The sequence below is a fragment of the Paenibacillus sp. P3E genome, assembly GCF_001909045.1.
Taxonomy (GTDB): Bacteria; Bacillota; Bacilli; order Paenibacillales; family Paenibacillaceae; genus Paenibacillus_AQ; species Paenibacillus_AQ helianthi.
This window is the reverse complement of record NZ_LVWH01000169.1, coordinates 13975-28420: the sequence shown is the minus strand read 5'-3', so window position 1 is coordinate 28420 and position 14446 is coordinate 13975. Positions and strand designations below refer to the sequence as shown.

The following is a 14446-nucleotide window of genomic DNA, read 5'->3' as shown; positions in this document are numbered from 1 at the left end:
ACGGGAGGAGAGAAGTATATGTTATATAAAAGAAAACCGCTTGCCGATTGTGTCCCGGATCTTGTGGCCACCGCGCGAGGCGATCTGCCGGCTACCCTGGTTGTTACTGGAAGCACCCTCGTCAATGTATGCTCTGGTGAAATTCTGGAGGGGATGTCTGTCGCCGTTCAGGGCGGACGTATCGCATATGTAGGCAAGGACGTCTCACACATGATCGGCGAAAGCACTCAGGTCATTGAAGCCGCCGGTAGATATCTGGCTCCGGGTCTGCTGGACGGACACTGTCATATTGAGAGCACACAGCTGACGGTGACGGAATTTGCCCGCGCGGTGTTGCCGCTTGGTACTACAGGCGGATTCTTCGACGCGCATGAGATTGCCAACGTGTTCGGACTGAAGGGTATTCAGCTGATGCTGGAGGAGATGCGCGGAACACCGCTCGCTGCATATATGCAGGTAGCCTCCTGTGTGCCATCGGCGGGTGCGGAATTTGAAACGACCGGTGCTTCCATAGGACCGGACGAGGTAGCGGAAGCCTATACTTGGGGCGACGACGTTATTGCGCTGGGCGAAGTGATGAACTTCCCCGGTGTGGTTTACGGCGATGCAAAAATGCTCGGGGAAATCCAGGCGACATTGCTCGCAGGCCGGGTGGTAGATGGGCATTTCACCTGGCCTTCGAATGATTGGAGGCTGCCGGTGTACGCGGCCGCTGGCGTAACCGGCGATCATGAGTGTGTCACGGCCGAGGATGTAATCGAACGCGTCCGTCTGGGCATGTATGCCAAAATGCGCCGCGGCTCCGCCTGGCATGATGTGGCGAAGACGATTACCGCACACACGGAGCATGGGCTGGACCCGCGCCGGATGCTGCTCGTGACCGATGACCGCAGCTCGGAATCCTTGCGCGACGAAGGTCATATGGATTTTGTGGTGCGCCATGCCATCTCTCAAGGGGTAAAGCCGGTGACCGCCTTTCAAATGGCGACGATCAACACTGCTGAGCGCTTTGGAGTTGCCCGTGATATCGGCTCGATTACACCGGGGTCCTGTGCCGATATGATTTTGCTGGATGGCAATCTGGCGGATGTTCATGTAGTGATGACTATAGCGGCAGGCGTTGTAGTGGCCGAGAATGGGTTCATTACTGCTCCCCTCGAGACGTATACGTATCCTGATGAAGTGCTGACTTCAGTTCATTTGCCGCAGCTCCCAGTGGCTGAGGATTTTGTGATCCATGCGCCCATTGAGTCTGGTAATCTGTCAACACGGGTCATCCGTGTTATTGAGAACCATGTGGAGACAGAGGAGCTCATTCTGCAGTTGCCCGTAGAAGCAGGAAGACTGCAAGTGGAGAACGATCTTTGCAAAATAGCTGTCTTTGAGCGCCACAAAGGAACCGGCAACAAATCGGTTGGTGTTGTAGCAGGAATCGGCTTCCATGAGCCTGCGGCCATAGCCATGACCGTGGCCCATGACAGCCACAATGTGCTGGTGATTGGCAATGATGATGAACTGATGGCGACAGCGGCGGGGGCGGTAGCTGAAGCTCAGGGCGGTGTGGCTGTAATCACAGCCACCGGAACCACGCTTTTTCCGCTGGCTATTGCCGGACTGATGTCCGTAGAGCCGTTCGAAATTGCAGCGGCACAATCTGCGGCGATCAGCAAAGCGCTTTATGATTCGGGGTGTACGTTGAATTATGCCTTTATGACCTTGTCCTTGCTTGCGCTGGCGGTGATCCCGACCCTGCGCATCTCCGATAAAGGCTTGGTCCGCATTTCGCCGGAAGAGGGAATTCAACTCGTTTCCTTATTTGTATAGTTCAAAATAGCCAGTTCGAGCGATGGGGTGTCTACAGTCATTCATTTGACTGGGATACCCCATTTTTACTATGGAAATAATCGCTTGATGTAGTACTTTTAGACTCCTTGGGCTGTAAAAGTAACGATATTGTAATCAAAACATATAAATTAACCATTTCATCACATTAAGAAACATGTTTTTTTAAAATTTTCATAAAAAACATTAACAAACAGCAGAAAATAGACGATAATACTTTTAAATTAATTAAAATTATTGCCTTATTGTGATGATGACAAGGTACGGAAAGCCCAAATATGAGGAACGGGGTGTATGAAATGATGAGATTGGATACGCAGGACATCGTGAATATCACCAGAAAGCAAATCGCGGCGATTTTTAAAATGGAGCCGCTTGAACTGAGGTTCGTTAATGATTTTCAAGGTGAGCAGTATCTGTTAACCAATGACAAGCTGCATCTCAGCAACCAGCACTACTGGGCCAAGGTTATGGAGTGTATCTTTGACAACCATACCCGGCCGGTTCTGATGTGTGAGGTGCTGTACTTCCTGAGGAACGAATTTTTGGAGAGTGATATCAAGCTTCGTTTTTCTTATGATTTTGCAGAAGGTGCTGACGGAGAGGCTGTGGCATGGGCAGAGGTGAGTTTCAACGATTCACCTGAATTGCAGCCGGGAGAAATCGCCGAATTAATCGATTTTGCACTGTCGTTACAGGATAAGCAATGGTTTGAGGAATTGACTTCCAAATACAAACAGTTGACTGCATGAGTCGAACTTTCATTCATAGAGTCCTTACGGAATCAGGCTGACAAGCCGCTCTACTCGCATGTTTTGATGCGGATAGGCGGCTTGTATTATTTTCTAAGCATATGAAGGGGACTATCAGATCCAGTCTTGCAATGAGGTGTCTGATTGCCCGCCGCCTTCTTCGAGCAGCTCCCGGCCTTCGATGGCCAGCTTATACATTGTTTGCAGATAGGGCCGGACGGCCTTGGCATTGGGGACTGTTCCAATTTGAGCGAGAATGACTCCGGCAGGAGGGGGGACAGCAAGGTTAGGACTCTTTTCTATTCAATAGACATCGTTTTAAAATATCACATCCATTATTGAGAATACAATATAAAGAATCACATGATTATCATAACCCGGAGTAAATGGGAGAAAATGAGAGGAAATAAAAGTACCTATTTTGAATTAATTTCGAAATAGTGATGTTTCTTATAGGGTATGTGATTTTGTATACAGAGAATCAAAGGATAAATTTGATACCATCAAGCCAGAAATTACCGCTGGCAGGCTTGAATCCTTTTATGTGAATTAATTCACCTTTTGTATAGACCATATAAAATGGATGCATTCTTTCGTACACGGGATGGGTCGCGCACGAACTGGAGAGGGGGGATGGGCTCTTATGTCTTATGAAGACAAAGGAGGAACCTCATAAGAACAGAAGAGACGATAAGCATGGTAAAGCTTGTATTTGAAATGCTACATACTACTGGGGATATGGTAAAGGAGAATACTCATTGAAAAAGCTAATTTCTTTGACAGTCACCGCAGCTTTGCTGCTCGCACCACTTGCGTACACGATTAATGCACCAGCTCTGAACCTGAAGGTGGATGCGGTTTCAGCAGCATCGGAAGAAGCACCGGCAGCTACAGCCAAACCAGCCGCTGCGCCAAAGCCAACGGCTAAGCCAACACCGAAAGCAACAGCGAAACCAACGCCAAAAGCGACAGCTAAACCGGCTGCAACACCAAAAGCGACAGCTAAGCCAGTTGTTACAGCCAAACCGGCAGCAACGCCAAAAGTGACAGCCAAACCAGTTGCTACAGCCAAACCAGCTGCCACGGCAAAACCAGTTGCTACAGCTAAACCAGTTACTACAGCCAAACCGGTAGCAACTGCTAAACCTGTAACAGTAAAACAAGCTGTGTATCAGGATGGAGTGTACGTTGCTTATGGTAACGCTTACTCCAAAGGTACTGAAGGCGCTAAAATAACAATCAAAGATGGCAAGATTACGGCTATCGAGCTTATGAGAACCAATCCGAAAATCATCGATGTCAATGCACGCGACAATTACAGCGGCGTATGGGTGGCTTACGGTTTAATGAAAGAAAGACTGCTTGGCCAAACCAGAGACAGTGCAGCAGCAGTTGATGCTGTTTCCGGCGCAACACGCTCCAGCAACGGCTGGAAGCTGGCGGTAGACAGAGCGTTTGAAAGATCGCTTAAGGTAAAACCTGCTGATGCTACTTATTTTGCCGGAGACCACATGGGTGTGGATCCAGAAGGCAAATACGCAGTATTCGCCAGCTACGATGCGAACAAGCTTACTGCTGTTAAGCTGTATCCGCTGAATGCCAATGGAAGTTTCGTGGATGAGAAGGCGTACACTGCAGAACAGACTGCTGCGATTACGGCAATTACACCTGTACTGCTCGCTAACGGTTCTTCCGCTCAGCCAGTTGCCGGCTACGAAGCAGAATCCAAGGCTGCTATCAAGGCTTTCTGGGATGCTGAACAAAACGCTACCATCAACAACACTTCCGCTTACATTGACGGATTCTATTCTTCTTACGGTACTGCAAGAAGCGTAGGCGTAGAAAGAGCAGATGTGATTATCCGCAACGGCAAGCTGGTAGATGTAAAGCTGTACAGACTGGGCACCAACCTGATCGACAGAGGTGCAACTGCCTATGCCGAAGTGGTAAACGCCAATGCACCAATGACTGCAAAATTACTTGCAAATGGTTCTTATATCGCTAATTATGATGAGAAAGTAGACGGCATTTCCGGCGCTACCGAAAGCAGCCACGGCTGGAATCAGGCTGTAGAAAGAGCTTTTGAAAAGGCTCTGAAAGTTCCAACAGCCGGCCAGTATTTTGACGGAAAATTTGCCGGTGTAGACAATGCTTCCAAAGTCCTGCTGCTTGTTGATGTAGCAGCAGACCAGGTAACTGGTATTAAAATGAGCTTGTTTGGAACCGACGGCAAGCTAATTGCTGACGACAAGCTGACTCCAGAACAAAAAACGCTGGTGAACCAGCTTACAGCAGCTATGCTGGACAAAGGCGTAGAAATGGATTATGTAAACGGTCAAGAAACCTTGTCTGCAGCAGCAAAGGCAGCTCTGGTTGACGCTTTGACCAATGCTTCCAAAGTTCAAGGCACTTATAAAGACGGTACATTCACCGCCTATGGTGATGCTTATGATAAAGGAACCAACAAAGCTGATGTTACCCTGCGTAATGGTAAAATCGTAAATGTAACGCTTACCCGTGTAGGCATGAACATGGTTGACCTGGGTAAAAACGCTTATGTTGAAGTACAAAAAGCCCTTCCTCAGCTGACAGCCAGCTTCCTTGCCGCAGGCACCAGAGAAGGCGTTCAGCAAGTAGATGCAATATCTGGCGCAACCAGCAGCAGCAAGGCACTAAAGGCTGCTGTGGACAGAGCTTACGGCAAAGCCGAAGTTACTGAAGCGAACAAAGCAGCTTACTTTGACGGAACCTTCATTGGTGTAAGTACTGACAAGTCGGTAAATGTTATGGTCTATGTCAAAAACGGTGTTCCTGTGAACATGGTTCTCTACTTCCTGGACTATGCAGGCAAAGTAAAGGGACTCAATCAATTGACTGACGCTGAAAAGGCTGTAAAAGCGGAAATTGAGACTACCTCGTCCGGTTCTGGTCTGCACAAGTACGGATATCGTGCGGCTGCATTCGGTTCCAACGATGATGAGAAGGCAGTTTCCGCCAAAGTGGTAGAAGCGATCAAAGCCGCTCTGGAAACCGCAGGCAAGTAATTTCCTAATAAGCATTGAAGGGGTTATCCTTGGTCATTTGCAATTGGCCTGGGATAACCCCTTTTTTTATCGATGAAGAACGGCATGTAGTGGGACGAGAGCATAAATCCAATTAGGAATCGTATAGTAATTAGAGGGATTTTGGAGGTGAATGTCTAAAGTTTAATATACACAACAGGCTAAGATCCTGTTAGTAATGGGAGGCTCCAAAATGACACTTATTAAACAGCTATCTCCGCAGGATGAATTTGTCGGCTTTTATCTGCTACGGGAGCTGGTAATCAAACAAACAAACGGTACTCCTCCAAAGGATTATTTTGATATTGTTCTGGGAGATTCCAGCGGTCAAATCTCGGCCAAATTTTGGGATGTAAGCACAACGGATAAAGAGACCTTTTTCCCGATGGCACTTGTGAAGGTACGCGGGGTTGCGCATACCTACCGCGAAAAGCTTCAAGTGAAGGTTACCAAGATCAGACTGGCAAGTGATTCGGATAATGTTTCACTGACTGATTTTATAAGGTCCGCACCCATTCGTCCGGTGGATCTGATTCATACCATCAAGGGAGTGATGAATAGCATCACCGACACGGAGATTGCGACCATTGTATCGTTTTGTGTGGGTAAAGTGGAAGAGAAATTAATGCATTATCCGGCTGCCAAAACCCATCATCACGCTTATTTTGCCGGTCTTGCTTATCATATGGTGCGGATGCTGGAAATCGGGGAGTTCCTCTGCAAGCAGCGGCCGTTCCTGAATCCCGACCTGATGAAGGCGGGGATTATTCTGCATGATATCGCCAAGCCCGAGGAAATGATCTCGCAGTTCGGGATTGTGTCTGACTACAGTGTGCAGGGTAAGCTGATCGGTCATATCTCTATGGCTTCTAATTGGATCACTGAGGCAGCGATCCGCTCAGGTATTGATTTGGAATCGGAAAAAGTGCTCGGCTTACAGCATCTCGTATTATCCCACCATAACCTGGGTGAGTGGGGAAGCCCGGTTCAGCCGCAGACGGCAGAGGCCGTGGCTCTTCATCATATTGATGCGATGGATGCGAAGCTGCAGATGGTGGAAGACGCGCTGGATACGACACCGGAGACTGAGGAATGGACGCCATTCATCCGGGGGCTGGAGAATAAGGCTGTGTATCGGTTGAAGATCTAGATAAGCTGAACTGAAATTATACTAACGCGGGATGGAACGTAACTGCAGAGAATGTTTGGACTTCCGGCCGCTGTTATATTTGGATTTCCTGATTGAAACCGCTGGACGCGGTAGAAATCCAAATATAAAGGCGGACGCGTTCGCTCCTCCAGTTCCAAACTTCTCCTCCGTCATTTACCCTTTTTAGTAGTTTTCAAGTTCAATGGATATAGATAGGGTTGTGTAGCAAGAAGAAGCAAGAAGAACCCCCGATCCGCTACATGGATCGGGGTTCTGTGTGCTGGGGGAAGCGCTGGCGGTCCGGGCAGAATTTAAAAGAAACTGCTAAAGTTAGATGAACCGCCGATATCTTTCCGGCCCAGGGAAACAGAAGAGGATGAAAGACCCGGAGCACCGGAAGGTTTGGTGGTAGCAGATTTTTTGGCTGAAGGTTTCTTGGCAGCTTTCTTAGGCGGAGACTTGAAAGGGGTATAGCCGCCGGCATACATCGTTCCAGCCTTATAGCCTTGACTCCCGGCCAGATGTAAGGGATCAGTATGCTGCCCGCGTTCCATCAGCTTGAGCAGAATGGCAGCTGCGGCCCTGGCATCATCCAGTGCATCGTGATGCTTCAGGCTGATCCCGAAATACTGGGACATCACATTCAGTTTATGGGAGGGCAGCTCCTGCAGCATCTTTTTGCCAAGCAGGTAGGTGCACATGTATTGAAAATCCGGATAGCTGAAGGCCGAGCGGTCCAGACAATAACGCAGGACACTCATATCAAAGGCAGCGTTATGCGCTACCACAACCTCTCCCTGCAGCAGCGGTTCAAGCGTTGGCCACAGCTCGTCAAACGTAGGCTTACCCTCAACCATTGAGGGGGTGATCCCGTGAATTGCAATATTCATGCCATCGAACCGCTGCTGCGGATCAATCAGCCATACATGCTCGGCGCTCACTGCGCCTTCTCTCACTTGAACAAGCCCCAAAGCGCAGGCGCTGGAGCGGCTGGAGTTGGCAGTTTCAAAGTCAATCGCTGTAAAATTCATAGGTAAAGCCCCTTATTCATCATATAAGGTTAATTTTAAAGGAGCGGATGAGCAATTACAATCTATTCAATTTACAAAGGTAAGTTAATAGGGTATCCCTTATCTATAAGAACTGGAGAAGGCTTCCAGATCAAGGCAATAGCCCTTGACCAGGGTATTTCCGTTCATAATATCGGTGTCATAGGCCCGCTGGAAACCTAGTCTTTCGTAGAGCCTGATCGCTGAAGCCATCATATCCGAGGTGTGGAGATTCAGGGTAGCGGCTCCAAGCTCCTTGGATATTCTGGCTGCTTCGCGGATGAGTAGTGCTGCAATCCCGCGGCCCCGTACACCCGGTGAGACGGCCAGTAGACGGATAATCGGGGAATGGATGCCCAGCTCCGGTCTCCCATACGCTTTCTCAGAGGAGAGGAAGAGCAGCACACTTCCGATAATCCGGTTGTCCATCTCAGCGATGATCCGCGCATATGGAGCAGTTCCATCTACAGAATCAAGAATGGAATGACGGTATTCAGCCCAAAAGGGCTCAGGCAGTTCGGCAGCATATTGACCATAGGCCTCCAGCAGTAGTTCGGCAATGGCATCACGGTCTGAATCCGCTGCGTTGCGGATATGGATCTCTTTGAAGCTGGACATCGTATGCCTCCTGTTCCTAATCCAAATGAATGACCTTCATTATAATCGACAAATCCGATGAATATAAGAGGGATTTAACATTTCTGATATAAGGATAGAAAAGTTCTATCTATAAGAGTGATTAGTTGACAAGAAAAGGAGCTGTGAATAAGATATAAAATAAATCTATAGGTAAGTACTGCTTTAATTCCTTGTTAATCGATTGGAAAAGTAAATATTATATGAGTGAGATGGAGGGGAAGGCAATTGAACATCGAAAATATTGAGGCCTTTGTATATATCAACCACTATGGGAGCTTCAATAAGGCGGCAGATGTCCTGTATATTTCCCAGCCTACAGTGACTGCCCGTATTCAGTCGCTCGAACGGGAGCTGGATTGCAGAGTGTTTGACCGGCTCGGCAAGCAGATTCATCTCACAGAAAAAGGCAGGCAGTTCCTCCCCTACGCTCAGCAAATTCTGCAGGTCTACCAATCAGGCAAACATCAAATCCAATCGAAAGGACTTGTTCCGGATGAGCTGAGAATCGGGAGTACGGTATCGGTCTCCAATTATCTGATGCCGCATCTTCTGCTGCATTTGAAGAGCGCTTATCCAAACCTGACGCTCAAACTGACAACAGCGCCCACCGAAGCTTTGATTGACAAGCTGAAAGCGAAGGATATTGATCTTGCCTTTATCCGTAAAGTAGTGAATCCTGCGATCCAGGCCTATCCATTCTGTGAAGACCCCATCTCCTTATATGTGTACGAGGGACATCCTCTGGCACAGCCCGGGCCGGGCCGCACTACCATTCAGAGTATTCGCGAGGAGACGCTTGTTTTCTTTGAATGCGGTTCTTTGGATTGGTTGCGGCTCCACCGCGTATTGGAGAGCATGGAGCAGCCGCCGAATATTGTGTATCAGGTAGATAATCTGGAGACAGCCAAGAAGCTGGTGATCAGAAAAGCGGGTATTTGCTTTCTCCCGGCCCTGAGTGTTCAGGATGAAGTGAAAGCCGGTACCTTGATACGGGTGGATATTTCCGAGACGGAGGGTATCTCATTGCGGACCAGCCTGATCTCTCTGAATGGGGAGCATGCCGGATTTATTGAAAGCCTGCTGGAGATCGTGCCGGGCAAAACGCCTAATCGATTTATTGTATAAATGGATTAAAAAACTCTATTAGCGCATGGTTGCATGCAGTGATAAAGTTAATTGCATATAATCACCACTAATTATATAGGGATTATATAATATGATTTGCTGGAGGGATTGGAGATGGGGGAGGTCTACCGGCTTGCAGAGCTTAAAGATGCACAGCGATTGCAGGATATTACATATCGCGCCTATGCCATGATTCGTGAACTCGGGCTGCATTGGCCGGCAGCTACAGCCGATGTGGCCCTGATCGAAGATAATATAGCCAGTAACGAGTGTTATGTACTTGAAATTGACAACAGTGTGCAGGCGACGGTCACGCTTCCCAAGGGCGAGGAGATCAAGACGCTTACTGAGCTTCCTTTTGTCAAGTGGTTTGCGGTCAATCCGGACTCCCGCGGAAAAGGGTATGGCGGCAAGCTGCTGGATTGGGTGGAGGAGAATATCATCCTCGGCAAGCTGGGAGCATCTGCTGTAACTTTGGCAACAGCGCAAAAACATCCCTGGCTGGTTTCAATGTATGAACGGCGGGGGTACGAAAAATTTGTGGAGCTGGACCCCGGCAATGGCGACGGGATTATGGTTCTAATGAGAAAGAAGCTTGCAGATCCAACAACTTCCATTTAAAGGAGATATAAAAGATGAAGAAGACGAAGAAGACAATCTCGCTAGCCTATGCTTTGATTTTGACGCTTGCGATTGCAGGCTGCGGTAATAATAGTGCGAGCAGCAATAAGGGCAACAATGTAGCTGAAGCAGCACCACAAACTAAGGCAGAACCTTCTGCCGCAACAGAAAAGCCAGCCCAAGTGACCAAGATCGTCGTCGGTACAGGAACTGGTTTTCCCAAGGTATGCTACATCGATGAGAACGGCAAGCTGTCAGGTTTTGATGTGGAACTGATCAAGGAAGTTGACAACCGTCTGCCGGAGTACGAATTTGAACTGCAGACGATGGATTTCAGCAATCTGCTGCTGAGTCTGGACACCAAAAAAATTGATCTGGTCGCTCACGTCATGGAGAAAAACCCGGAGAGGGAGCAAAAGTACTCCTTTAACAAAGAAGCCTACGCCCATTGGAGAAACCGCATTATTGTTGCCAAGGACAATAACGATCCGATTCAGTCGCTGGATGATCTGAAAGGTAAAAAGGTGTTGACCAGTGCGACCAGTGCGCAGTCCACCATTCTGGAGAACTACAACAAGGAGCATGACAATGCGATTACGATCGTCTATCAGAACGGAGCCGCCAATGATACGGTAAGCCAAATTAGCTCGGGACGGGTGAATGCAACGCTCGCTGCAGATTTTGTACTGCCGGTCATTGATCCGCAAGGCAAGCTGAAGGCTGTAGGCGATGAACTGTCCTCCGCAGACATTCTGTATGTCTTCCGCAAAAATGAAGCTGAATCGCAAAAGCTCTCAGATGCCATTGACGGAGCTATCAAGGAATTAAAGGCAGACGGTACGCTTGGCAAGCTGAGCACAGAATGGCTGGGAGCGGATGTTACCGATGCATCGGTGAAGTGAACAGAACCATAGATCGGGGGAAGGGGGTGCTGTATGGGTGCACCGTTTGATATCAGCTATGTATTCTCATTTTTGCCCAAGCTGTTGACTACGCTGGGTACCACGCTTTTGATTGTCGCCTGCTCTTTGCTGGCGGGTGTCCTTGTCGGATTCCTTATTGCCCTCCCCCGCCTGTACAAGGTGCCGGTCCTGAAGACCTGCGCGGAGATCTATATCTCATTTTTCCGGGGGACCCCGATATTAATCCAGCTGTTCTTGTTCTATTACGGCCTGCCGGAAATTTTGAAGCTTGTTTCTGTGGATGTGACACGGACGCCTGTACTGTTCTTTGTGATTCTGACCTACGGGCTGCATACGGGAGCCTTCATGTCCGAGATGATCCGCGCTTCTGTAACGGCTGTGGACAGAGGGCAGGTAGAAGCGGCATATGCGACAGGAATGACATCCTATCAGGCTTTCTCACGAATTGTGCTGCCTCAGGCGTTAGGAATTGCCATTCCTGTATTCTCCAATCTGGTCATCGCGCTGCTAAAAGATACATCACTTGCCTTTACCCTAGGGGTGATGGAGATGACGGGAAAGGCACAGACACTCGGCAGCATCAGCCAGCATTTTATTGAGACCTATATTGCGCTCGCCCTTATCTATCTGGTGATCAGTTTTACGATTGAGAAGCTGCTGCTGGTGGCGGAGCGGCGCCTCTTGCGTCATGAGGAACGGAGCAGTCCCGCGAAAAAAATGTTCAGACTGCAAAAAAACGGTTCTTACCGGCGGATCATTGCAGAGCTGGGACCGGGTAAAGGAGGTGGCGGATTGTGAAGCTGGACCCTTCGTTTATATGGACGGCGTTCGTACAAATACTGAGTGCAATCCCTACCACGCTGTACATTACATTGGTCTCTGTTGTGGCCGGGTTTGTGATCGGGGTGGCCGTGGCTCTAATCCGGATTTACAAAGTCCCACTTTTGTATCCCCTGGCGGTAGGGTATGTCACTTTTATCCGCGGGACTCCGATGCTTACCCATTTGCTGCTGATCTATTTCGGGCTGCCAGTGATGATTGACGGGCTGGCTGTCCATTTTGGCTGGGTCTTCCGGTCGGTATCGATCCCAATGATCGGTTTTGCCTATATTTCTTTTTCGATAACAGCAGGAGCTTATATGTCTGAGGTGGTACGCTCCGGTCTGCTTGCTGTCGACCGCGGCCAGATCGAAGCTGCCTACTCTGTGGGCATGACCACACCCCAGGCGCTGCGGCGAATTGTCTTCCCCCAGGCGCTGGCGGCTAGTCTGCCGAATCTGTCCAATTCCGTCATTGGGATGCTGCACGGATCAACCCTTGCTTTTACCGTATCGGTCGTGGACATCAACGCCAAGGCCCAGATTGTGGCTTCGACGAACTGGAAGTTTTTTGAGGCCTATCTGGCGGCTGCGCTTATCTTCTGGGGGCTTACGCTCCTGATTGAACGGGCCACTGCCCTGATCGAGAAACGGATCAACCTATACAATCGGGGGGGAGTCGTATGATTAAGATTGAGCATCTATCCAAGTCCTTCGGCCGCCATCAGGTGCTGAACAATATTGATCTAACCGTTACCAAAGGTGAGGTGGTCGTTATTCTAGGACCCAGTGGCTCAGGCAAAACCACCCTGCTGCGTTGTGTGAATTATCTGGAAAAGCCCGGCGACGGAGAGATCTCGATTGGTGATTTCCGGTTGAACTGCAAGCATGCCCGCAAAAAGGAGATTCATCAGCTGCGGCAAAAAACAGCGATGGTGTTCCAGCAGTACAATCTGTTCCGGCATAAAACGGCGCTTGAGAATGTGATGGAAGGGCTGTTGGTTGTAAAAAAGCTTCCGAAGGAGGAAGCGCGTAACCGAAGCATAGCGCTGCTGGAAAAGGTCGGTCTCGCTGCCAAACTGGATGCGTATCCGAGCCAGCTCTCCGGGGGCCAGCAGCAGCGGGTCGGCATCGCCCGTGCGCTGGCGCTGGAGCCGGAAGTGATTCTGTTCGACGAGCCTACGTCTGCACTGGACCCGGAGCTGGTAGGCGAGGTACTGGCCGTCATCCGTAAAATTGCCAAGGAAGGCATCACGATGATTGTGGTAACGCATGAAATGGGCTTTGCCCGTGATGTGGCGAATCACGTGGTGTTTATGGATGGAGGAGTTATTGTCGAAGAGGGGACACCTGCGGAGGTGTTCAACCATCCACGGGAAGAACGAACCAAGCAGTTCCTGAAGCGGATCACGCCGGAGCTGAACTATTCCATTTAGGAGGCAACCCTATGGCTATTACAATAAGCGTACTGGATCAAAGTCCAATTTATCCCGGTGAAACGCCGGAAGAAGCCTTTCAGCATACGGTCAAGCTGGCGCAGTTATCCGAGCGTCTAGGCTTCCGCCGATTCTGGGTTTCGGAGCATCATGACTCCGAACAGGTGGCGGGTTCCTCCCCGGAGGTGCTGATCTCGTATCTGCTGGCCAAGACAGAGCGCATCCGAATCGGCTCTGGCGGCATCATGCTACAGCACTATAGTCCATATAAGGTAGCGGAGAATTTCAACGTGCTGGCAACGCTTGCTCCGGGCCGGGTGGATCTGGGGGTCGGGCGCGCACCCGGAGGTTTACCCCGAAGCACGCAAGCACTGCGGCAGGGGGGAGAAGAAGCGGCTTCCTTGACGGACAAAATTATTGAGCTTGAGAAATATGTGCATAACCGGCTGGAGGCGGATCATCCGCTGTTTGGGTTGAAGGCGGGTCCGATTCCAGGTACTCCGCCTGAGCTTTATGTGTTAGGTGCCAGTGTAGCGAGTGCCGAAATCGCCGCTGAGCTGGGGCTGCCATATGTGTTCTCTTTGTTCATAGGCGGGGATCAGGCAGTGGCTGTGGAAGCCATTCGTGTCTACCAGAGCCGATTTGACATCTCGCAAGGTAAGGAACCGCAAGCGATACTTGCACTTGCCGTACTGGTCGCAGAATCGGAAGAGGAGGCCCGGGAGCTGGCTGGAGCGCACAAGCTGATCCGGATTCATCTGGCCAGCGGCAAGACGCTGACGGTTGCAACCCGCGAGCAGGCCGAGGAATTCACTCGGCAGAGCGAGGAAGCTTATACGCTGGAAGAGCGGGAGCCGGAGATTACCAAAGGCACAAAGGAATCCGTCCGCGAGCAGCTGCTGGCGTTAGCTAAGGCTTCCGGTGTCGAAGAGTTTATTGTCACAACCAATGTGCAGCCTTTTGACAAACGGGTCCGTTCCTTTGAATTGTTAAGGGAAGCATTTGCTGAGGTCCTTACAACACTTTGAG

The 14446-nt window shown here is 49.7% G+C and carries 13 protein-coding genes; 11 read left to right on the top strand and 2 right to left on the bottom strand.

Features of this window, described 5'->3' with window-relative positions; translation table 11 throughout:
• Positions 1–18: 18 nt before the first annotated feature.
• The 4 genes from A3842_RS16795 (at position 19) to A3842_RS16775 (ending at position 6806) form a co-directional block, all read left to right on the top strand.
• Positions 19–1824, top strand: a complete 1806-nt coding sequence (locus A3842_RS16795) for an adenine deaminase (RefSeq protein ID WP_074102141.1) — start codon at positions 19–21, stop codon at positions 1822–1824.
• Positions 1825–2168: 344 nt separating this feature from the next.
• Entirely contained in the window at positions 2169–2594 is a 426-nt protein-coding gene (locus A3842_RS16790) for an IDEAL domain-containing protein (protein WP_256701733.1), read from the top strand.
• A 758-nt stretch (positions 2595–3352) separates the two neighbouring features.
• Positions 3353–5638 carry an FMN-binding protein gene (locus A3842_RS16780; RefSeq protein WP_074085806.1) on the top strand — a complete coding sequence of 762 codons (2286 nt, stop codon included), beginning with the start codon at positions 3353–3355 and terminating at the stop codon, positions 5636–5638.
• Positions 5639–5849: 211 nt separating this feature from the next.
• Positions 5850–6806: a 3'-5' exoribonuclease YhaM family protein gene (locus tag A3842_RS16775; protein ID WP_074085805.1), complete on the top strand. Its 957-nt coding sequence runs from the start codon at positions 5850–5852 to the stop codon at positions 6804–6806.
• 311 nt (positions 6807–7117) lie between these two features.
• Here A3842_RS16775 and A3842_RS16770 read toward each other — a convergent pair whose 3' ends face one another.
• Complete coding sequence (locus A3842_RS16770) at positions 7118–7837, bottom strand: 3'-5' exonuclease (protein ID WP_074102140.1); 720 nt, start codon at positions 7835–7837, stop codon at positions 7118–7120.
• Positions 7838–7936: 99 nt separating this feature from the next.
• On the bottom strand, positions 7937–8473 hold the full coding sequence (locus tag A3842_RS16765; RefSeq protein WP_074102139.1) for a GNAT family N-acetyltransferase: 537 nt from the start codon (positions 8471–8473) through the stop codon (positions 7937–7939).
• A 246-nt stretch (positions 8474–8719) separates the two neighbouring features.
• Between A3842_RS16765 and A3842_RS16760 the strand changes: the two genes are divergently transcribed.
• From A3842_RS16760 to A3842_RS16730, 7 genes are all read left to right on the top strand, one after another.
• Complete coding sequence (locus tag A3842_RS16760; RefSeq protein ID WP_074102138.1) at positions 8720–9619, top strand: LysR family transcriptional regulator; 900 nt, start codon at positions 8720–8722, stop codon at positions 9617–9619.
• Positions 9620–9733: 114 nt separating this feature from the next.
• On the top strand, positions 9734–10240 hold the full coding sequence (locus tag A3842_RS16755; protein ID WP_074102137.1) for a GNAT family N-acetyltransferase: 507 nt from the start codon (positions 9734–9736) through the stop codon (positions 10238–10240).
• Positions 10241–10254: 14 nt separating this feature from the next.
• The gene (locus A3842_RS16750) at positions 10255–11142 is read left to right on the top strand and encodes a transporter substrate-binding domain-containing protein (protein ID WP_074102136.1); all 888 of its coding nucleotides are present in this window, start codon (positions 10255–10257) and stop codon (positions 11140–11142) included.
• Between the two features lie 33 nt (positions 11143–11175).
• Positions 11176–11961, top strand: a complete 786-nt coding sequence (locus tag A3842_RS16745; RefSeq protein ID WP_074102135.1) for an amino acid ABC transporter permease — start codon at positions 11176–11178, stop codon at positions 11959–11961.
• The gene (locus A3842_RS16740; protein ID WP_074102134.1) at positions 11958–12668 is read left to right on the top strand and encodes an amino acid ABC transporter permease; all 711 of its coding nucleotides are present in this window, start codon (positions 11958–11960) and stop codon (positions 12666–12668) included. The genes A3842_RS16745 and A3842_RS16740 overlap by 4 nt, the downstream gene beginning before the upstream one ends.
• Positions 12665–13417 carry an amino acid ABC transporter ATP-binding protein gene (locus A3842_RS16735; RefSeq protein ID WP_074085797.1) on the top strand — a complete coding sequence of 251 codons (753 nt, stop codon included), beginning with the start codon at positions 12665–12667 and terminating at the stop codon, positions 13415–13417. The genes A3842_RS16740 and A3842_RS16735 overlap by 4 nt, the downstream gene beginning before the upstream one ends.
• An 11-nt stretch (positions 13418–13428) precedes the next feature.
• Positions 13429–14445 (top strand): LLM class flavin-dependent oxidoreductase, encoded by a 1017-nt coding sequence (locus A3842_RS16730; RefSeq protein ID WP_074085796.1) that lies wholly within the window; start codon positions 13429–13431, stop codon positions 14443–14445.
• Position 14446: the final 1 nt, after the last annotated feature.

Bases quoted from the DNA above. Each gene is read 5' to 3' on its own strand.
- A3842_RS16795 (WP_074102141.1), top strand. From the start codon at position 19: ATGTTATATAAAAGAAAACCGCTTGCCGATTGTGTCCCGGATCTTGTG.
- A3842_RS16765 (WP_074102139.1), bottom strand. From the start codon at position 8,473: ATGTCCAGCTTCAAAGAGATCCATATCCGCAACGCAGCGGATTCAGAC.
- A3842_RS16750 (WP_074102136.1), top strand. From the start codon at position 10,255: ATGAAGAAGACGAAGAAGACAATCTCGCTAGCCTATGCTTTGATTTTG.
- A3842_RS16770 (WP_074102140.1), bottom strand. From the start codon at position 7,837: ATGAATTTTACAGCGATTGACTTTGAAACTGCCAACTCCAGCCGCTCC.
- A3842_RS16730 (WP_074085796.1), top strand. From the start codon at position 13,429: ATGGCTATTACAATAAGCGTACTGGATCAAAGTCCAATTTATCCCGGT.
- A3842_RS16745 (WP_074102135.1), top strand. From the start codon at position 11,176: ATGGGTGCACCGTTTGATATCAGCTATGTATTCTCATTTTTGCCCAAG.
- A3842_RS16775 (WP_074085805.1), top strand. From the start codon at position 5,850: ATGACACTTATTAAACAGCTATCTCCGCAGGATGAATTTGTCGGCTTT.
- A3842_RS16735 (WP_074085797.1), top strand. From the start codon at position 12,665: ATGATTAAGATTGAGCATCTATCCAAGTCCTTCGGCCGCCATCAGGTG.
- A3842_RS16755 (WP_074102137.1), top strand. From the start codon at position 9,734: ATGGGGGAGGTCTACCGGCTTGCAGAGCTTAAAGATGCACAGCGATTG.